14 protein-coding genes, 4 tRNA genes and 1 pseudogene are annotated in these 19164 nt (G+C 51.3%); 18 read left to right on the plus strand and 1 reads right to left on the minus strand.

Going from position 1 to position 19164, the window contains the following annotated elements; genetic code table 11:
* Window positions 1-124: 124 nt before the first annotated feature.
* Window positions 125-1096: pseudogene (locus MN084_RS01785) on the minus strand (IS3 family transposase).
* A gap of 1294 nt (window positions 1097-2390) precedes the next feature.
* On the opposite strand from MN084_RS01785, the gene MN084_RS01790 reads away from it, so the two are divergent.
* The 18 genes from MN084_RS01790 (at window position 2391) to rpsG (ending at window position 19118) form a co-directional block, all read left to right on the plus strand.
* A complete protein-coding gene (locus tag MN084_RS01790) occupies window positions 2391-2672 on the plus strand; it encodes a transposase (protein WP_330178285.1) in 282 nt (93 codons plus the stop codon).
* Window positions 2612-3148 carry a hypothetical protein gene (locus tag MN084_RS01795; RefSeq protein ID WP_241085088.1) on the plus strand — a complete coding sequence of 179 codons (537 nt, stop codon included), beginning with the start codon at window positions 2612-2614 and terminating at the stop codon, window positions 3146-3148. The genes MN084_RS01790 and MN084_RS01795 overlap by 61 nt, the downstream gene beginning before the upstream one ends.
* On the plus strand, window positions 3141-3557 hold the full coding sequence (locus MN084_RS01800; protein WP_241085087.1) for a hypothetical protein: 417 nt from the start codon (window positions 3141-3143) through the stop codon (window positions 3555-3557). Before MN084_RS01795 ends, MN084_RS01800 begins: the two co-directional genes overlap by 8 nt.
* Window positions 3558-4120: 563 nt before the next feature.
* Window positions 4121-4205: transfer RNA gene (locus MN084_RS01805), tRNA-Tyr, on the plus strand.
* Between the two features lie 42 nt (window positions 4206-4247).
* Window positions 4248-4321, plus strand: a tRNA-Gly gene (locus MN084_RS01810).
* A 19-nt stretch (window positions 4322-4340) separates the two neighbouring features.
* Window positions 4341-4416: transfer RNA gene (locus tag MN084_RS01815), tRNA-Thr, on the plus strand.
* Between the two features lie 81 nt (window positions 4417-4497).
* Window positions 4498-5688, plus strand: coding sequence for an elongation factor Tu (tuf, locus tag MN084_RS01820; RefSeq protein WP_241085076.1), 1191 nt, complete (start codon window positions 4498-4500; stop codon window positions 5686-5688).
* Window positions 5689-5770: 82 nt separating this feature from the next.
* Window positions 5771-5846, plus strand: a tRNA-Trp gene (locus MN084_RS01825).
* A gap of 32 nt (window positions 5847-5878) precedes the next feature.
* Window positions 5879-6247: a preprotein translocase subunit SecE gene (gene secE, locus MN084_RS01830; RefSeq protein ID WP_241085086.1), complete on the plus strand. Its 369-nt coding sequence runs from the start codon at window positions 5879-5881 to the stop codon at window positions 6245-6247.
* Between the two features lie 9 nt (window positions 6248-6256).
* Window positions 6257-6790, plus strand: coding sequence for a transcription termination/antitermination protein NusG (gene nusG / locus MN084_RS01835; RefSeq protein WP_241085085.1), 534 nt, complete (start codon window positions 6257-6259; stop codon window positions 6788-6790).
* A gap of 85 nt (window positions 6791-6875) precedes the next feature.
* Window positions 6876-7307 carry a 50S ribosomal protein L11 gene (gene rplK / locus MN084_RS01840; RefSeq protein ID WP_241085084.1) on the plus strand — a complete coding sequence of 144 codons (432 nt, stop codon included), beginning with the start codon at window positions 6876-6878 and terminating at the stop codon, window positions 7305-7307.
* Window positions 7308-7310: 3 nt separating this feature from the next.
* A complete protein-coding gene (gene rplA / locus MN084_RS01845) occupies window positions 7311-8006 on the plus strand; it encodes a 50S ribosomal protein L1 (protein ID WP_241085083.1) in 696 nt (231 codons plus the stop codon).
* Window positions 8007-8287: 281 nt separating this feature from the next.
* Window positions 8288-8815, plus strand: coding sequence for a 50S ribosomal protein L10 (gene rplJ / locus MN084_RS01850; protein WP_241085082.1), 528 nt, complete (start codon window positions 8288-8290; stop codon window positions 8813-8815).
* A 53-nt stretch (window positions 8816-8868) separates the two neighbouring features.
* Window positions 8869-9243, plus strand: a complete 375-nt coding sequence (gene rplL / locus MN084_RS01855; protein WP_241085081.1) for a 50S ribosomal protein L7/L12 — start codon at window positions 8869-8871, stop codon at window positions 9241-9243.
* 267 nt (window positions 9244-9510) lie between these two features.
* Window positions 9511-13587, plus strand: coding sequence for a DNA-directed RNA polymerase subunit beta (rpoB, locus tag MN084_RS01860; RefSeq protein ID WP_241085080.1), 4077 nt, complete (start codon window positions 9511-9513; stop codon window positions 13585-13587).
* A gap of 67 nt (window positions 13588-13654) precedes the next feature.
* Window positions 13655-17872: a DNA-directed RNA polymerase subunit beta' gene (gene rpoC, locus MN084_RS01865; protein ID WP_241085079.1), complete on the plus strand. Its 4218-nt coding sequence runs from the start codon at window positions 13655-13657 to the stop codon at window positions 17870-17872.
* A gap of 364 nt (window positions 17873-18236) precedes the next feature.
* Window positions 18237-18611, plus strand: coding sequence for a 30S ribosomal protein S12 (gene rpsL / locus MN084_RS01870; protein ID WP_241085078.1), 375 nt, complete (start codon window positions 18237-18239; stop codon window positions 18609-18611).
* Window positions 18612-18647: 36 nt separating this feature from the next.
* On the plus strand, window positions 18648-19118 hold the full coding sequence (gene rpsG, locus MN084_RS01875; protein ID WP_241085077.1) for a 30S ribosomal protein S7: 471 nt from the start codon (window positions 18648-18650) through the stop codon (window positions 19116-19118).
* Window positions 19119-19164: the final 46 nt, after the last annotated feature.

A 19164-nucleotide genomic window follows, 5' to 3' on the forward strand; every position in this document is an offset into this window, starting at 1 on the left:
CAGTTACACGGAAATCGTTACACCCTCTGGATGAAGCGCCGAACCGCTATCGAGCCGGTTATTGGGCACCTTAGATCAGACAATTTGTAATCCCCCATTTATAACCTGAGTTTTAAATAGAGGGTTAAGCTGCCTTTAGCAGTTGCCTCGGAGGTACTCCTCCAATGGCCATATGTGGCTTTTCGTTATTGTATTGCCAAAGCTACTGAGTGGCTAATAACCAGGCATGCGGAGTGCTCTCAAACGGGTGCATGTCCAACCATTCATGCTTCGCTGTGCGGTTAAATCGCTCAATACAGGCATTCTGTGTCGGCTTACCCGGTTGGATATACAGCAAGGTAATTCGGTGCGCATTCGCCCAGTTCACCAGGGTTTGACTAAGATACTCTGGCCCGTTGTCACACCGCAGTGCCGCTGGTTTTCCACGCCACTCAATGATTTGCTCTAGCGCCCGAACCACGCGCGATGAGGGTAGTGATAAATCCACTTCAATTCCCAGCCCTTCACGGTTGTAATCATCCATCACATTGAACGTACGGAAGTGGTGCCCATCACGAAGCTGGTCTGACATAAAATCCATCGACCAGACTTGATTCTTTGCCTTGGGCACATCCAACTCCCCGGGATAATCCCGTTTGATCCGTTTTCGGGGCTTAATCCGAAGGTTAAGTTCTAACTCCCGATAAATGCGATACACCCGCTTGTGGTTCCAGCCATAGCCTTTCACATTGCGTAGATACAGAAAGCACAAACCAAAGCTAGGCTAAACGGATACTGATACCATCACGGCTCACGGTGTGCTTCGCCATCCCCCTTCGACGAGATGGCGCTACAACTTTCCCTCAAGGGCTTCCTGTCGCAGTTCCGCTTTGATCCGCTCTTCTGCGTACATCTTCTTAAGTCGGGCATTCTCAGCACGTAGATCTTTGACCTCTTTCATCAGGGAGGCATCCATTCCACCGTATTTGGCACGGCACTGATAAATCAGTGCCGTGCTAACCCCGTGCTCGCACGCCAGCTCTGACACCGAAATACCGGCTTCGTGCTGCTTCAAGATGGACAAAATTTGACTGTCCGAAAACTTCGACTTCTTCATAAAAACTTCCTCTGATTAACATCATAAAAGTCTCTACTTAAAAACTCGATTACTTTTCGGGGGGATTGCAAATAGGCTAAGTCGAAACTACCTTAAAGCTGAATATGGTAATGAAGCTGATATGGTTTTGGCGGCAGCAGGATATAATTTAGCCAAGTTGTTAGCTTGGTTTTATTGTGCTTGGATAAGGTTAGCGGAAAATCTGTATGATTATTCCAGATAATGGGCGGAGAATCAGATCTGAAAGGTTCAAGGAACCAGATCCTCAGCTTGATACTTCAAGGATGACTTAATTAGCTTGATAACCCGCTAATTATTTATAAGAGCCTTAGGTGTAGAGGCGTATGAAAACGTAGTTCTTTGCATTTTTTTGAGAAGAAATTAGAGCCGTTTCCGTGCAAGCGCTGTCTATCCTGTAACGGACTTAGACTCTAGTTGGATCTGGTTGGGATTGCATCATCAGTGATGGGGCGGGTTGGTACTGTCGGGAAATACTTACTCATTGCATTCGGGTCATAGGCGGAAAGTTTACTGGTAGTGCTGCGGACCACCTCAGCCATGCCCCCTGGACCCTGTGATGTGTTGGAGGTCTTTGCCTTTTGGTTCCCGCAGGTGCTTGCCAGAAACCGATTGCGAACGGTGCTGCCATCAGGGTTTCGTGGTGTGTGGCATTCGCCACAGAGGCCAAGGGTTTGGGTGAGATAGGCCTCTCGGTTCCATAGAGGGAATTGGTTGCCGTCAGGTGTGAGTTCCCCTGCTGGAAGTTAAAGCTTTTCCAGAAACTAACCTAATGATCGCGCCGAGTATATCCCGGTTAATTTGTGCGGGCGGCTTTGGTGCCTGACAGGCGGCAAAGGGACATCAGGTAGACCCCGGTAGCGGTGGGGCGACACGTACGCAGGCCGGCTGGGGCATACTGTTGAAGATCGAGTGCGCTTTGGGAACTGGGATGTCTCAAAATGCACCACGAGATCGAATACACACTTTTATTAAGTGGCGATCTGGCCTGACTTGTTTACCTCAATGCCACCTTTAAATGGCACACCTTTCATTACCTTGGCCAGGTAATTAGAGCCTGCTGATAAACCATAACTCTCTAATATTATTGCCGTAAAGACGCCATATCAGGTATAATAGCGCCTGAAAAGCGAGCCATATCCACCAAAATCCGTGCATCTTATGATTCGATATCACAGCCATAGACAAATCCCTCTCGCCGAATTTGATTGGCCCTTTCAAACAGCACTGGATTAAAGCAACCACTGGGTTAAAATGAGCGAGTGTATTCCCAGGGATGAATTGGCAGAAAGTTACTATCAGGGACTTCGACACACAGGGTCGTTCGGCAAAAGATGCCCGACTGATCATTGGCGCGGTAATCATTAAACACAAGCTCTGCCTTTCCGACAGAGAGATTGTCCTGCAGATCCAGAAATATCCCTATTGTCAGTATTTCGTAGGGCTATCGGGTTATCAGATGGATGTGCCGTTTGCCCCTTCGTTATCTGCTGAGATTTGCAAGCGGATGGGGCCGTCGGTCTTGAGGCATTTCATGGTGCTGTCATCGATGCGCTAGTAAAGCATAAAGATAAAAAAAGCCCAGCCATTCAGAGTCGACCAGATGAAATAGGAAAGTCGCAACAAAAAGATGATGATGAACCGTCCTCAGTTTCAGGGAGTGCATCTGAAGAAGCATCGGAACGCCAGGGCAAATTGATTCTGGATGCGACAATCCCTCCACGGGCAATTCGTTATCCTGCCGACCTGAGTCTGTTGAGGGAGTTCGGTGAGCAGATCATCGACATCCTCCATCCCAGGACGGTGTTGAAAAAGAAACCTCGAACCTATTGTGAAAAGACGTATAAAGCTTACCTCGCGATAGTGAAGCAGGGGAGGCCTGCCGGAAAGGTATGGCGTTGGGGGATCAAGCAACAGTTGCAGTACTTGCGCCAGAACCTGGACCACATCGAGCGATGGGGGGGAATACTGGCCAAAAGTGGCACTCCTGCCCCGTTGGTTGCTACATCGATATTGGGCGATCCTGATGGATGATCTTCGTTGGGATGCTTTTCATCAAGGAGGTGATCTGAAATCTCAGGTTGGAGCTTACCGAACACGCTATGGCTTCTATCCAGAAGTCGTCTCTGGGAGCACCTTCACGGGACACGAGGCAACCGGCGTTATCTCAAGCAGCACAGCACTCGTTTTGCGGGCAAACTATTTAGGATGGTCAAAGAAAGTCGCCGAAGCGAACCGGGAAGAACTGAAGCGTTTGAAGGCACAGCGACATGAGGCGTACCTGCAGCGTATTCCGGTTGAAGGCAGGTTCGGTCAGGGAAAAAACGGCTATCGATTAAACGATAGCCGGGCGAGGCGTGTTGACACCTCCACTGCATGGACTAGGCAGTATCTTCCTGGTGATGAGCCTGATCCTGTTAAGGATCTTTTTTGCACTTTGTAAGAAGCGCGTTACAGTTGTTCTATTGCCGTTATCTCGAATTGAGAAGGTGCTGTTCTGTCATCGACCGGCACACCCGGCCGGTAGAGGTATTTTGTGTCAAACAGTGGCAGTCTGACTTACTGAAGCAGACCCTAATTATTTCTGTAATATGCTTTAATTCTAATGCTTTGGTGTCGTTTAATTAACTGGATGATCATTCAAAATTTTACCTGATTACCTATGAAGCTCAGCTATTGCTCAGCCGAATTGTGGGCTGTAGACCCCATAAATACTTCGGTCGAGGTCCATATAGTGCTGCCGAAATAATACGAATTATCGTTAATATAAAAACAACAGCACATAACGCCCCTGTAACCTATCGAATCCAAGGTAATTATGTTTCTTGCGTCATAGCTGAGTTTCATAGGTAATTAAGAAATTTCATGGTGATGAGTTGTTGTATTTTCAAGACCAAATTGAGGGCGCATGTGGTGTTTAGTTAACCTTGGCAGCCGGGAGTAAAGAAAAGCATAAAACCGGTTGACAGCATTTCGCGGAAACACATAGAATAGTCGGCTTTCCAGGGAGGGGTTCCCGAGCGGCCAAAGGGATCAGACTGTAAATCTGACGGCTCAGCCTTCGGAGGTTCGAATCCTCCCCCCTCCACCAGTTTTTGGTTGTAGCGGTAAATGGTAAGCGATGCGATGCAGTGCGGGTGTAGTTCAATGGTAGAACTTCAGCCTTCCAAGCTGAATACGTGGGTTCGATCCCCATCACCCGCTCCAAGATTTTAAGGGTTAAGAGGCCCATGTAGCTCAGTTGGTAGAGCACGCCCTTGGTAAGGGCGAGGTCAGCAGTTCAAATCTGCTTATGGGCTCCATTAGTTTTGCCGGAGTGCGGCCAAGCGCACGAATTTGTTGCCTTTAGCATTGTATTATAGCGTCTTTCGGAGATTGAGTCGATGTCCAAGGAAAAGTTCGAACGTACAAAACCCCATGTCAACGTAGGCACTATTGGCCACGTTGATCACGGCAAGACTACGCTGACCGCAGCGATCACCAAGGTGATGGCTGAGGCGCGTGGTGGTGAGTTCAAAGATTATGCGGATATTGATAACGCCCCTGAAGAGCGTGAGCGCGGAATCACTATCGCTACGGCTCACGTGGAGTACGAGTCTGAGAATCGTCACTACGCCCACGTTGACTGCCCGGGACATGCTGACTATGTCAAGAACATGATCACCGGTGCGGCGCAGATGGATGGCGCTATTCTGGTTGTCTCTGCGGCTGACGGCCCAATGCCTCAGACCCGTGAGCACATCCTGCTCTCCCGTCAGGTTGGCGTGCCTTACATCCTTGTCTATATGAACAAGGCTGACATGGTCGACGACGAAGAGCTGCTGGAGCTGGTTGAGATGGAGATTCGCGAGCTGCTGGACCAGTATGACTTCCCGGGTGACGATACCCCGATCATCGTGGGTTCTGCACTGAAGGCGCTGGAAGGTGATACCTCTGATATTGGTGTCCCCTCGATCAACAAGCTGGTAGAGGAGATGGATGCTTACATCCCGATACCGGAGCGTGATACTGAAAAATCGTTCCTGATGCCGATTGAGGATGTCTTCTCTATCTCGGGTCGCGGTACGGTTGTAACCGGTCGTATTGAGCGTGGCATTGTCAATATTGGTGACGAGCTTTCGATTGTGGGAATCAAAGAGACCGCCAAGACCACCTGTACCGGTGTCGAGATGTTCCGCAAGCTGCTGGATCGGGGTGAAGCGGGTGACAATGTAGGCGTACTGCTGCGTGGTACCAAGCGTGAAGAGGTTGAGCGTGGTCAGGTGCTGTCCAAGCCTGGATCGATTACCCCTCATACTCACTTCGAAGCTGAAGTGTATATCCTGAGCAAGGATGAGGGTGGTCGTCATACGCCGTTCTTCAATAATTACCGTCCCCAGTTCTACTTCCGTACCACGGATGTGACCGGTGCATGTGAGTTGCCAGCAGGTGTTGAGATGGTGATGCCGGGTGACAACGTGAAGATGGTGGTAAAGCTGATTGCACCGATCGCCATGGAAGAGGGTCTGCGTTTCGCGATCCGTGAAGGTGGCCGTACTGTTGGTGCTGGCGTTGTTGCGAAAATCATTGAGTAATTTTATATAGCGAGAACAGAGAGGGCTGCTGGGGTGGAAGCTGGCTTGTCGTTTCCTCTCCGCTTCTTGTATTTTTAGTTTTAGGCCAGTGGCTCAATTGGTAGAGCAGCGGTCTCCAAAACCGCAGGTTGGGGGTTCGAGTCCCTCCTGGCCTGCCAAATTCAGACGTCAGCATGACGTTGTGGCGGGAATGAACGCAAAAAGCGAAGTTGCAAGTACAGGAAGGGATACTGCCAAACTGTTGGTGGCGGTGTTTCTGCTGATCGGCGGAATTGCCCTTTTCTATCTGTTCGAAGAGTACTCTCTGTTGTTGAGGGTGCTTGGCCTGTTGGCTATTACCGGTGGGGCGATTGCGGTTGCCCTGCAATCAGTGCCGGGACGCAATGTATGGGATTTTGCGGTTGCTGCTCGTACTGAGGTTCGCAAGGTGGTCTGGCCGAGTCGTCAGGAGACCATTCAGACTACACTGATTGTTTTTGCAATGGTTCTGCTGATCGGTATCGTGCTTTGGCTGTTCGATATGATGTTGATGGCTATCGTTCGTTCAATTACCGGATAGGAGGATAGGATGGCAATGCATTGGTATGTGGTACATGCCTATTCTGGATTTGAGGCCAAAGTGCAACTCTCCCTTGAGGAGAGGATCAAGCGCTTTGGCATGGGGTCGTTGTTCGGCAAAATCCTGGTTCCCACCGAAGAGGTGGTGGAGATGCGCGCAGGACAGCAGCGCCGGAGTGAGCGCAAATTTTTTCCTGGTTACGTGCTGGTCCAGATGGAGATGACGGATGAGACCTGGCACTTGGTGAAAGATGTCCCCAAGGTGATGGGTTTTATCGGAGGTACCGGTGACCGCCCTGCGCCGATTACCGATAAAGAGGCCGATGCTATTCTGCAGCGGGTGCAGGATGGTGTAGAGAAGCCACGGCCAAAAGTTCTGTTTGAGCCGGGTGAAGTGGTTCGTGTTGTCGATGGGCCATTCAATGATTTCAATGGTGTGGTTGAAGAAGTTGATTACGAGAAGAGCCGCCTCAAAGTATCTGTATTGATCTTTGGGCGTTCCACTCCGGTCGACCTGGAGTTCAGCCAGGTCGAAAAAGGCTAGCCAGGGTTCCGCGAATCCGATATTTTTCAATAATGGGGAGTTGAGGTAATCAATCCTTAACGCTTGAACCCGGGAGAGGTAAATTATGGCAAAGAAGATCGAAGCTTATGTCAAGCTTCAGGTTGCGGCCGGTCAGGCCAACCCAAGTCCACCGGTAGGCCCTGCGCTAGGTCAGCACGGGGTCAATATAATGGAGTTCTGCAAGGCATTCAATGCCAGTACTCAGAGTATGGAGCAGGGTATGCCGATCCCTGTGGTCATCACCGTCTACTCTGATCGCAGTTTTACTTTCATTACCAAGACGCCTCCCGCTTCTGTGCTATTGAAGAAGGTTGCTGGTATTCCAAAGGGTTCTGGAACACCTAACACGGTTAAGGTGGCTAAGGTGAATCGTGAGCAGCTGGAAGAAGTTGCCAGGGCAAAAATGCCCGATCTGACTGCGGCGGATATGGACGCGGCTATTCGTACCATTGCGGGTAGTGCCAGTTCAATGGGTATTGATGTGGAGGGCGTGTAAGCCATGGCAAAGTCAAGCAAGCGTACCCGCGCAATTCAAGAAAAAATTGAGGCCGGCAAGCTCTATCCTATGGATGAAGCCTGTTCGCTGCTAAAAGAGTTTGCTTCATCCAAGTTTACCGAATCTGTTGATGTGGCCGTTAATCTGGGTGTTGACCCTCGTAAGTCAGATCAGGGCGTGCGTGGCTCTACCGTGTTGCCAAACGGCACGGGCAAGACCATACGCGTTGCCGTATTCACCCAAGGCGCTAATGCTGATGCAGCTAAAGAAGCCGGGGCCGATATTGTCGGTTTCGAAGATCTTGCCGCGGATGTAAAGGCCGGCAAGATGGATTTTGATGTTGTGATCGCCTCGCCGGATGCCATGCGCGTCGTCGGGCAGTTGGGCCAGATTCTCGGCCCACGCGGTTTGATGCCCAACCCAAAGGTGGGTACCGTAACGCCGAATGTGGCTGAGGCCGTGAAAAATGCAAAGGCTGGTCAGGTTCGTTATCGTACTGACAAGGGCGGTATTCTCCACTGCCCCATAGGCCGTGTTAATTTTGAACCAGCGTTGCTGAAACAGAACCTTGAGGCATTGCTGGCTGATCTGAAAAAGTTGAAGCCGAGCGCCGCCAAGGGTATCTACCTGATGAAGATCACTGTCTCCTCGACCATGGGTCCCGGACTGGTGGTGGATCAGGCTTCACTGGATATTTGATTTACTAAATAATAACAGGCGTGTTGCTCAATAGGGCGGTGTGTCTGTTTAAAGGGCTTTGGGGCTCCGGTCTTTTCGGACCGGGTGCTGTCAAAGACCGTAGGTGCCCTTCTAGCCGGTGGCTGATGGGGCTTAATAGTAGCCTGCGTAGACGGAGCTCCCGAATCGGGTTTGTAAATCCTGGTGAAGGTGCACGTTGGAATATCGGTGGTTTGATGTCTGGATTGCCGGTTTTGTGAATTGGAACGGTTGATGCCGTTTCCATTATCAGGAGGTGACGAGTGCCACTCAATTTAGAGCAGAAAAAAGCTGTCGTCGCTGAAGTCGCTGAAGTGGCAAGTAGTGCCTATTCTGCGATTGCTGCCGAGTATAGTGGTCTGGCGGTGGGAGAGATGACCGAGTTGCGTGCCAAGGCGCGTGAAGCGGGTGTCTATCTCCGTGTCGTTAAGAACTCGCTTGCTCGTCGTGCAGTCGAAGATACTGATTTCGCCTGTATGCAGGAGGGGATGACAGGACCGCTCGTCTTCGCCTTCTCTCAGGAAGATCCAGGTGCTGCTGCCCGCGTGATCGAAGACTTCTCAAAAGAGTATGACAAACTGGTCGTAAAACTGGTTTCTATCGGAGGCAAGCTGTTGCCGGTCTCAGATCTGAAAATTCTGGCGAAGATGCCTACCTACGATCAGGCCATCAGTATGTTGATGGCTGTTATGAAAGCACCGGTCGAGAAGCTCGTCCGTACCCTTAATGAGGTACCCGGCAAGCTTGTATGTACCGTGTCTGCGATCCGCGATGCGAAAGAGGCAGCGTAATAGCTTTTACCCTATTTCACTAACAGTGTTTACCAGTTATCAGGAGTTTAATAATGGCCGTATCTAAAGACGATATCCTTGAGGCCATCGCCAGCATGACCGTAATGGAGGTTGTGGAGTTGATTGAGGCGATGGAAGAGAAATTTGGTGTTACTGCAGCGGCTGCCGTTGCGGCTGCACCTGCTGCTGGCGGCGAAGCCGCAACTGCTGAAGAGAAGACAGAGTTTAATGTTGTTCTGACCTCTTTCGGTGAAAAGAAAGTTGGCGTGATTAAAGTTGTGCGTGGCATCACTGGCCTGGGTCTGAAGGAAGCCAAGGAAGCAGTGGAAGGTGCACCTACCACTATTAAAGAGGGTGTATCCAAGGGCGAAGCTGAAGACGTCAAGAAGCTTCTTGAAGAAGCAGGCGCAACTGTCGAGATCAAATAATTTTTGATTTCGGGCAATTGCACACCAAAGTGGTTCGGGCTGGTAACGTCTTCGTCACCGGCCCTTTCCTGCTTGTAGCGAGTCACTACTGAAACGGATTCACTGAGTCCTGTTCAATAGTGGAAACAACTTGAATTTAGCACAAACCTGACGGGGGTGTCGGGTAGGAACACAACTACAGGGAGGTATTCCGGCAAGGAACAGAGCTGGAACCTATATGTAATTTTCCGAAGATCGGTAGATCTTACGAGCTAGAGGGACGGCAACATGGCCTATTCTTTCACCGAGAAAAAGCGTATCCGCAAGGATTTCGGCAAACGACCGAGTATTCTTGAAGTACCTTATCTTTTGGCGACTCAAATCAATTCATACCGCGGTTTTCTTCAGGATGGCGTAGCTCCAGGAGATAGAGCGGATGCAGGACTGCATGCGGCATTCAAGTCGGTGCTGCCTATTGTCAGCTATTCAGGCAATGCGGCTCTCGAGTATGTCAGTTATCGCCTTGGTGAACCTGTCTTTGATGTCAGGGAGTGTCAGCTCCGGGGGGCGACCTACGCCGCACCTCTGCGGGTTCTGGTCAGGCTGGTGATCTATGATCGGGACGCGCCTGCCAACTCGAAAGTGGTTAAGGATATCCGTGAGCAGGAAGTCTATATGGGCGAGCTGCCGCTGATGACGGATAACGGTACCTTTGTCATCAATGGTACCGAGCGCGTCATTGTCTCCCAGTTGCATCGCTCTCCCGGGGTCTTCTTCGATCACGATAAGGGTAAAACACACAGCTCCGGTAAACTGCTTTTTTCTGCAAGGGTGATTCCTTACCGTGGCTCATGGCTCGATCTCGAGTTTGACCATAAAGACAGTGTCTTTGTGCGCATCGATCGCCGTCGCAAATTGCCGGCCACAATCCTGTTGCGCGCACTCGGCTACAATACCGAAGACATATTGGACATGTTCTTTGAGACTGACTCCTTCAGTCTCGGCAAGAAAGGGGCAAAGCTAAAGCTGGTGCCTGGGCGCCTGCGTGGTGAAACGGCCATCTTTGATATCAAGGATGGCAAAGATGTGATCGTAGAGACGGGCCGCCGTATTACCGCACGTCACATCAAGGTGCTTGAAAAGGCAGGCATCAAAAGCCTGGATGTGCCGCTTGAATTCCTTCAGGGAAAAGTGATTGCGCATAATCTGATGGACAAAGAGACTGGTGAACTGCTGGCCAATGCCAATGATGAGATCACCGAGGAGCTGCTGGAATCCCTGCTTGAAAACGGCATGAAGAAGCTGGAGACGTTGTTCACCAATGACCTGGATAATGGTCCTTATATCTCCAGTACTCTGAGGATCGACTCCGCCACCACCAAGCTCGAGGCCCAGGTAGCGATCTACCGCATGATGCGTCCGGGTGAGCCGCCAACCAAGGAGGCGGCCCAAAACCTGTTCAAAAGCCTTTTTTTCAGCCCGGATCGCTATGACCTCTCTGCTGTTGGCCGGATGAAGTTCAACAAGCGGTTAGGCCGGGAAGAGGTAACCGGTGAGGGTATCCTCTCTAATGAAGATATTGTCGCTGTGCTCCAGGAGCTGATCAATATTCGCAATGGCAAAGGTGTTGTGGATGATATCGATCATCTTGGTAACCGCCGTATCCGCTGTGTCGGTGAGATGGCGGAGAATCAGTTTCGTGTTGGCCTAGTACGTGTAGAGCGGGCCGTCAAGGAGCGGTTGACGCTGGCTGAGTCTGAGGGGTTGATGCCCCAGGAGATGATCAATGCCAAACCGGTCTCCGCCGCCATTAAAGAGTTTTTCGGGTCCAGTCAGCTGTCCCAGTTCATGGATCAGAATAACCCCCTCTCTGAGGTGACCCATAAACGCCGCGTTTCTGCGTTGGGTCCAGGTGGTCTGGCGCGTGAGCGCGCTGGTTTCGAAGTGCGTGACGTACATCCTACCCACTACGGTCGTGTCTGCCCGATTGAGACGCCGGAAGGGCCGAATATCGGACTGATCAACTCACTCTCAGTCTACGCCAGGACCAATGCGTATGGGTTTCTTGAGACACCTTATCGCAAGGTGGAAAATGGCCGGGTTACCAGTGAAATTGACTACCTGTCAGCGATCGAAGAGGGACGTTTTGTTATCGCCCAGGCGAGTGCTGCCACCGATGCAGATGGCAGTTTGACAGAAGAACTTGTTTCTTGCCGACATCAGAATGAATTTACCCTCTCAACAACGGAGCAGATTCAGTATATGGATGTATCGCCAAAACAGATTGTTTCGGTGGCCGCATCAATGATTCCATTTCTGGAGCACGATGATGCCAACCGTGCGCTGATGGGGTCGAACATGCAGCGCCAGGCGGTGCCGACCCTGCGTGCACAGAAACCGCTGGTGGGAACCGGCATGGAGCGCGCTGTCGCGGTGGATTCAGGTGTTACCGTTATCGCCAAACGTGGTGGTCTGGTTGAGTCTGTGGATGCTGCGCGCATCGTGGTCGTGGTCAATGACGAAGAGGCTGTTGCCGGTGAGTCAGGTGTTGATATCTATAATCTGACCAAATATACCCGTTCTAACCAGAATACCTGTATTAACCAGCGACCGCTGGTGAAGCAGGGCGACAAGGTGGTTCGTGGTGATGTGATGGCTGATGGCCCTTCCACCGACATGGGTGAGCTGGCGCTGGGTCAGAATATGCGTGTCGCCTTCATGCCCTGGAACGGTTACAACTTTGAGGATTCCATTCTGGTTTCCGAGCGTGTGGTACAGGAAGACCGGTTTACCACTATCCATATCGAAGAGCTGACCTGCATGGCGCGGGATACCAAATTAGGTTCCGAAGAGGTTACCGGTGATATTCCCAATGTCGGTGAGGCTGCCCTGGCCAAACTAGATGAATCGGGTATCGTCTATGTCGGTGCCGAGGTGAAAGAGGGTGATGTCCTAGTGGGTAAGGTTACCCCCAAGGGTGAAACCCAGTTGACGCCGGAAGAGAAGTTGCTGCGTGCCATCTTTGGTGAGAAGGCAGCGGATGTAAAAGATACCTCTCTCCGTGTTTCATCCGGCAGAGTGGGTACCGTTATCGATGTTCAGGTATTTACTCGGGATGGCGTTGAAAAAGATGCCCGGGCACTACAGATCGAAGCCATCGAAATGGAACGGGTCAAGAAGGATCTAGATGATCAGTTGCGTATCATGGAAAACGATACTTTCCAGCGTGTAGAAAAAATGCTGCTGGGCAAATTGGCTGATGGTGGCCCTAGCGGATTGAAGGCGGGTTCCAAAGTTATCAAAAGCTACTTGACAGGGCTGGATCGGGACAAGTGGCTTGGAATTCACCTGCGCAATGAAGAGGCGGCGGCCCAGCTCGAGGCGATTGCCGAACAGATCAAGCTGCAGCGTGAGGCCTTCCGTGAGAAGTATGAAGAGAAGAAGCGGAAGCTGACAACGGGGGATGATCTGGCGCCTGGTGTGCTTAAAATGGTCAAAGTCTATGTTGCAGTAAAACGGCATATTCAGCCAGGTGACAAGATGGCCGGACGTCATGGTAATAAGGGTGTCATTTCCACCATCGTACCGGCAGAAGATATGCCATTTGATGAAAATGGTGAGCCGGTTGATGTGGTGCTCAATCCTCTGGGTGTGCCATCACGCATGAACGTTGGGCAGATTCTGGAGACTCACCTCGGGTGGGCCGCCAAAGGAGTGGGGCGAAAGATCGGCACCATGCTTGAGGCTCAGGAAAAAATTACCAAGTTGCGTGAATTCCTTGGCAAGGTCTATAACACCAGTGGCAAGCAAGAGGACCTGGACTCTTTCAGTGATGATGAGATTATTGAGTTGTCAGGCAATCTGAAAGACGGTGTGCCCATGGCGACCCCGGTGTTTGACGGTGCTACTGAAGATGAGATCAGAGGTATGCTGGAGTTGGCGGGGCTGTCCGTTGATGGCCAGACTACACTCTATGATGGCCGTACCGGTGAAGCGTTCGACCGTCCGGTAACTGTTGGTTATATGTACATGCTGAAGCTGAATCATCTGGTCGATGACAAAATGCATGCGCGTTCCACCGGACCCTATAGCCTAGTAACTCAGCAGCCGTTGGGCGGTAAGGCGCAGTTTGGTGGTCAGCGATTTGGTGAAATGGAGGTCTGGGCTTTGGAAGCCTATGGTGCCTCCTACACCTTGCAGGAGATGCTCACGGTTAAATCCGATGACGTTACCGGCCGTACCCGCATGTATAAAAATATCGTGGATGGTAACCATCAGATGGAGCCGGGCATGCCTGAATCCTTTAATGTGCTGGTTAAAGAGATTCGTTCACTTGGAATCAATATTGAATTGGAACGGGAATAGGTTCCGGATTCGCTTCTTGTATGAAGAGAACTGAGACGACAACCGGAACCCGATAGGAGATACGACCTTGAGAGATCTACTAAAAATGCTGAAACAGCAGGGTCAGACAGAGGATTTTGATGCAATCCGAATTGGTCTGGCCTCGCCTGATATGATCCGTTCCTGGTCTTTTGGTGAAGTAAAGAAACCAGAGACGATTAACTACCGCACCTTCAAGCCTGAGCGTGACGGGTTGTTCTGTGCCAAAATTTTTGGTCCGACCAGTGACTATGAATGTCTCTGCGGCAAGTACAAACGCCTGAAGCATCGTGGTGTGGTGTGTGAAAAATGTGGCGTAGAGGTAACACTGGCTAAGGTGCGTCGTGAACGCATGGGCCATATTGAGCTGGCCAGTCCGGTGGCGCATATCTGGTTTCTGAAGTCACTGCCGTCACGCATTGGTCTGCTGCTGGATATGACCTTACGGGACATTGAGCGGGTACTCTACTTTGAATCTTTTGTAGTGGTTGATCCTGGGATGACACCGCTGGAGTGTGGTCAACTCCTGACCGATGAGCAATACCTCGAAGCTATCGAGGAGAATGGCGATGAATTTGATGCCAAAATGGGCGCTGAAGCTGTTTATGATCTGCTCAGTACGCTTAATCTGCCGCATGAAATTGAGACACTGCGTGAAGAGATTCTCGGCACCAACTCCGAAACCAAGCTGAAAAAGCTGACCAAGCGCCTCAAGCTGGTTGACTCACTCAATGAGTCGGGTAACCGTCCCGAGTGGATGGTGATGACCGCGTTGCCGGTACTGCCGCCAGAGTTGCGTCCGCTGGTGCCTCTGGACGGTGGTCGTTTTGCCACCTCTGACCTGAATGATCTCTATCGCCGGGTAATTAACCGGAACAACCGTCTCAAGCGGCTGCTGGATCTGAATGCCCCGGACATTATCGTGCGCAATGAGAAACGCATGCTGCAGGAATCTGTAGACGCTCTGCTGGATAATGGTCGCCGTGGCCGTGCCATCACCGGAACCAACAGGCGTCCGCTGAAATCACTGGCCGATATGATCAAAGGCAAGCAGGGACGTTTCCGTCAGAACCTGTTGGGTAAGCGTGTCGACTACTCCGGTCGTTCGGTGATTGTGGTTGGTCCTACCTTGAAGCTGCATCAGTGCGGTTTGCCAAAAAAGATGGCGCTGGAATTGTTCAAGCCCTTTATTTTCTCCAAATTACAGTTCCGCGGTCTGGCTACCACTATCAAGGCGGCCAAAAAGCTAGTAGAGCGTGGCACAGGTGAAGTATGGGATATTCTGGAAGAGGTGATTCGCGAGCATCCGGTAATGCTGAACCGTGCGCCTACACTTCATCGTCTCGGTATCCAGGCTTTTGAACCTATACTGATAGAAGGCAAGGCGATCCAGCTTCACCCGCTGGTCTGTACTGCATTCAATGCGGACTTCGATGGCGATCAGATGGCGGTTCATGTACCTCTCTCGATAGAGGCGCAGCTGGAAGCGCGTACTTTGATGATGTCGACAAACAATATTCTCTCTCCAGCTAATGGCGAGCCGATCATTGTCCCGTCACAGGATGTGGTGCTGGGCCTCTACTTCATGACTCGTGAATGCATCAATGCAAAGGGTGAGGGTATGTGTTTTGCCAACATTGCCGAGGTTCATCGCGCTTATGAGTCTCGTCATGTGGCACTGCAGGCAAAGGTGAAGGTACGCCTGACCGATTATTCTCATGGTGATGATGGTGAAAAGGTCGAACAGACCAAGTTGTGGGAAACTACTGTTGGTCGTTCCCTGCTCTCTGAGATACTTCCCAAAGGCCTCTCCTTCGAACTGATTAATAGGATGATGGGCAAACGTGCCATATCGAGCCTGATTGATGCCTGTTACCGTCGGGTTGGTTTGAAGGAGACTGTTATTTTCGCCGACCAGGTGATGTACATGGGCTTCCGCTTTGCAACCAAGGCGGGTGTCTCTATCGGTATGAACGATATGATTATTCCGGATGAGAAGGAGCGTATTCTTGCCGCTGCTGAGCGTGAGGTAAAGGAGATTCAGCTCCAGTACGCATCCGGATTGGTAACAAACGGCGAACGCTACAATAAAGTGGTTGATATCTGGTCTCATACCAATGATCAGGTTGCTAAGGCGATGATGAATCATCTCGGCAAAGAGAGTGTGATCGACCGTGAAGGCAATGAGGTGGAGCAGGAGTCGTTCAACTCTATCTACATGATGGCCGACTCCGGTGCTCGAGGCTCAGCCGCTCAGATTCGTCAGTTGGCCGGTATGCGTGGCCTGATGGCCAAGCCGGATGGCTCAATCATCGAGACACCAATTACCGCTAATTTCCGTGAAGGACTCGATGTTCTGCAATACTTCATCTCTACTCACGGTGCCCGCAAAGGTCTAGCTGATACGGCGTTGAAGACAGCTAACTCTGGTTATCTGACTCGCCGCTTGGTGGATGTAGCCCAGGATATGGTGGTGCTGGAAGATGATTGTGGGACCAAAAATGCATTGGATCTGCATCCCGTTATTGAGGGTGGTGATGTTGTTGAGCCTCTTGGCGAGCGTATCCTAGGTCGCATGACTGGGGCTGATCTCTACAAGCCAGGTACGGATGAGCTTATTTGCGAAAGAAATACGCTAATTGACGAGAATTGGATCGATCGTCTGGAAGAGCTGGGAGTGGATCATGTCAAGGTGCGCTCTCCCATCCTCTGTGATGCCAAGGTGGGTGTCTGCGCCAAATGCTACGGCCGAGACTTGGCTCGTGGACATCAGGTGAATCATGGCGAGGCCGTAGGTGTTATTGCGGCCCAGTCTATCGGTGAGCCTGGTACCCAGTTGACTATGCGTACCTTCCATATTGGTGGCGCCGCATCTCGTGCGGCAGCGGTTAACAGTATTGAAGTTAAGACGGAAGGTAATGTTTATCTGCACAATATCAAGACAGTACTACACCACAGTGGACACCTTGTGGCAGTATCCCGCTCGGGTGAGTTGACTCTGGTGGACACATCAGGCCGTGAACGTGAGCGGTATAAAGTGCCCTATGGTGCCAATATCCGAGTGGCCGATGGCGATTCAGTTAAAGGTGGCGAAATGGTCGCCAACTGGGACCCTCACACCCACCCGATCATTACCGAGGTGGAAGGCAAGGTGCAGTTTGTCGAGTTTGCTGACGGCGTCAGTGTGCAGAGTCAGGTGGATGATGTAACCGGGCTGGCATCACTAGTGATTATCGATCCGAAGCAGCGCCCCGCTGCCGGCAAGGATATGCGCCCGATGGTGAAGCTGGTGGATGAGAAGGGTGAGGATCTGAATATTGCAGGTACCGAGATTCCGGCTCACTACTATCTGCCTGCAGGTGCTGTGGTTATTGTGACCGATGGTGGCGAGGTGCAGGTGGGTGATACGCTGGCCCGTATTCCTCAGGAGTCATCCAAGACCCGTGATATTACGGGTGGTCTTCCCCGGGTTGCCGATCTATTCGAGGCCAGAAAACCGAAAGAGCCGGCTATTTTGGCGGAGGCAACGGGTACCATTGGCTTTGGTAAAGACACCAAGGGCAAGCAGCGCCTGATCATTACCGATGCAGATGGCGAGACCCATGAATTGCTGATTCCCAAGTGGAGGCATGTCAATGTGTTTGAGGGTGAACATGTTGATAGAGGCGAGGTCATCTCTGATGGTGAACTGAACCTGCATGATATTCTTCGCCTCAAAGGTGTGATTGAGTTGGCGGCCTATCTGGTAAAAGAGATTCAGGATGTCTATCGTCTGCAAGGTGTGAAGATCAATGATAAGCACATTGAGGTGATTAACCGTCAGATGTTGCGTAAGGTTGAAGTGACTGCCGTGGGTGATTCGCACTTCCTGCGCGGTGAGCAGGTAGAGCGTACCAGGATGATGGAAGTCAACGAGAAACTCGAGTCTGAGGGCAAGCAGCCGGCACTATGGGAATCTATATTGCTGGGTATAACCAAGGCTTCCCTGGCGACAGAGTCCTTCATCTCGGCAGCTTCTTTCCAGGAGACAACACGTGTCCTGACCGAGGCGGCGGTGCGTGGATCCAGCGATACCCTTGCCGGTCTCAAGGAAAATGTCATTGTTGGTCGTCTGATTCCGGCGGGTACCGGCCTCTTCTACCACGATGAGCGCCATAACCGGCGTGATCAGGAGCTTGAGACAGAGGCGTTTGATAATAAGGTCGAGATGGATGTGGATGAAGTATCAGAGGCGATCAAGCAGGCGTTGAATACAGCTGAAACCTAAGCTGTACGGCTTGCCAGGGGATCAACTAACAGGCCAAAAGCCTGATGGGGAGCGAGGTACCAGGGCGAAACTACTGGAGCTCATTCCCCGGCTTTTTTCACTCTTTAATCAAAGAGCGATAGGCCTTGACAGGGTGTTGCAGACTGCGTAGCATACGCGCTCTTCTGCTGAGCTGGTCCAGCATGGCTGGAGCTGGTCTCTGTTTAGGGACGGGATGTACGAGAGTTCTGGATACAAGTTTTTAAGCCTGAGGCCGAATGCCTCCGGCGATCCTTTAAACGGATGGGTTGGGTGGGGTTGGTCGCTCGCTTTTCTGGTGCGATAGGGACGCGAAAAGCGTACTCTTGGAGACGGAATTACAAAGATGGCAACAATTAATCAGTTAGTGCGCAAGCCTCGTAAGCGCAGGGTGGAAAAGAGCAAGGTACCGGCCTTGGAGGCTAGTCCTCAGAAGCGTGGTGTCTGTACACGTGTCTACACGACGACACCAAAAAAGCCGAACTCTGCTCTACGTAAGGTTGCGCGTGTGCGCCTGACCAATGGCTTTGAAGTGAGTACCTATATTGGTGGCGAGGGTCATAACTTGCAGGAGCACTCGGTGGTATTGATCCGTGGTGGTCGTGTGAAGGATCTGCCAGGTGTTCGTTATCACGTAGTGCGCGGTAGCCTGGATACCTCCGGGGTCGAGAGTCGACGGAAAGGTCGTTCAAAATACGGCACTAAGCGGCCTAAGAGCTGATTATTCAGTATCACATAGAGAATTGAGTCTAGAGTCATGTCCAGAAGGCGAGTTGTATCAAAACGAGAAATCCTACCTGATCCAAAGTTCGGTAGTCAGCTGCTTGCAAAGTTCATCAACATGGTAATGGTTGATGGAAAGAAAGCAGTGGCTGAAAAGATCCTTTATGATGCGCTGGATACACTGGGTAAGCGTGTAAGTGGTGAACCGATGGAGCTGCTGGAGAAAGCGCTGGAGAATGTTCGCCCCATGGTCGAGGTGAAATCTCGTCGTGTTGGTGGTGCAACCTATCAGGTTCCGATTGAGGTTCGCCCGATTCGCCGCAATGCACTGGCAATGCGCTGGCTGATAGAAGCCGCGCGCAAGCGCAGTGAGAAGTCCATGGCACAGCGCTTGGCGGGTGAGCTGGGTGATGCGGCGGAGTCCCGTGGCAACGCAGTCAAGAAGCGTGAAGACACGCACCGTATGGCTGAAGCTAACAAGGCGTTTTCACACTATCGCTGGTAACAAAAGCGGTAAACGGTAAACAGATACCTTTATTTTTTTTTGCTCT

It is taken from the genome of Candidatus Vondammii sp. HM_W22 (assembly GCF_022530855.2).
In the GTDB taxonomy this organism is placed as follows: Bacteria; Pseudomonadota; Gammaproteobacteria; order Chromatiales; family Chromatiaceae; genus Vondammii.

Excerpts from the sequence above, each read along its gene's own strand:
- MN084_RS01800 (WP_241085087.1), top strand. The coding sequence starts at position 3,141 with ATGGATGATCTTCGTTGGGATGCTTTTCATCAAGGAGGTGATCTGAAA.
- secE (WP_241085086.1), top strand. The coding sequence starts at position 5,879 with ATGAACGCAAAAAGCGAAGTTGCAAGTACAGGAAGGGATACTGCCAAA.
- MN084_RS01790 (WP_330178285.1), top strand. The coding sequence starts at position 2,391 with ATGAATTGGCAGAAAGTTACTATCAGGGACTTCGACACACAGGGTCGT.
- rplK (WP_241085084.1), top strand. The coding sequence starts at position 6,876 with ATGGCAAAGAAGATCGAAGCTTATGTCAAGCTTCAGGTTGCGGCCGGT.
- rplA (WP_241085083.1), top strand. The coding sequence starts at position 7,311 with ATGGCAAAGTCAAGCAAGCGTACCCGCGCAATTCAAGAAAAAATTGAG.
- tuf (WP_241085076.1), top strand. The coding sequence starts at position 4,498 with ATGTCCAAGGAAAAGTTCGAACGTACAAAACCCCATGTCAACGTAGGC.
- rpoB (WP_241085080.1), top strand. The coding sequence starts at position 9,511 with ATGGCCTATTCTTTCACCGAGAAAAAGCGTATCCGCAAGGATTTCGGC.
- rplL (WP_241085081.1), top strand. The coding sequence starts at position 8,869 with ATGGCCGTATCTAAAGACGATATCCTTGAGGCCATCGCCAGCATGACC.
- rpsG (WP_241085077.1), top strand. The coding sequence starts at position 18,648 with ATGTCCAGAAGGCGAGTTGTATCAAAACGAGAAATCCTACCTGATCCA.
- nusG (WP_241085085.1), top strand. The coding sequence starts at position 6,257 with ATGGCAATGCATTGGTATGTGGTACATGCCTATTCTGGATTTGAGGCC.
- rpsL (WP_241085078.1), top strand. The coding sequence starts at position 18,237 with ATGGCAACAATTAATCAGTTAGTGCGCAAGCCTCGTAAGCGCAGGGTG.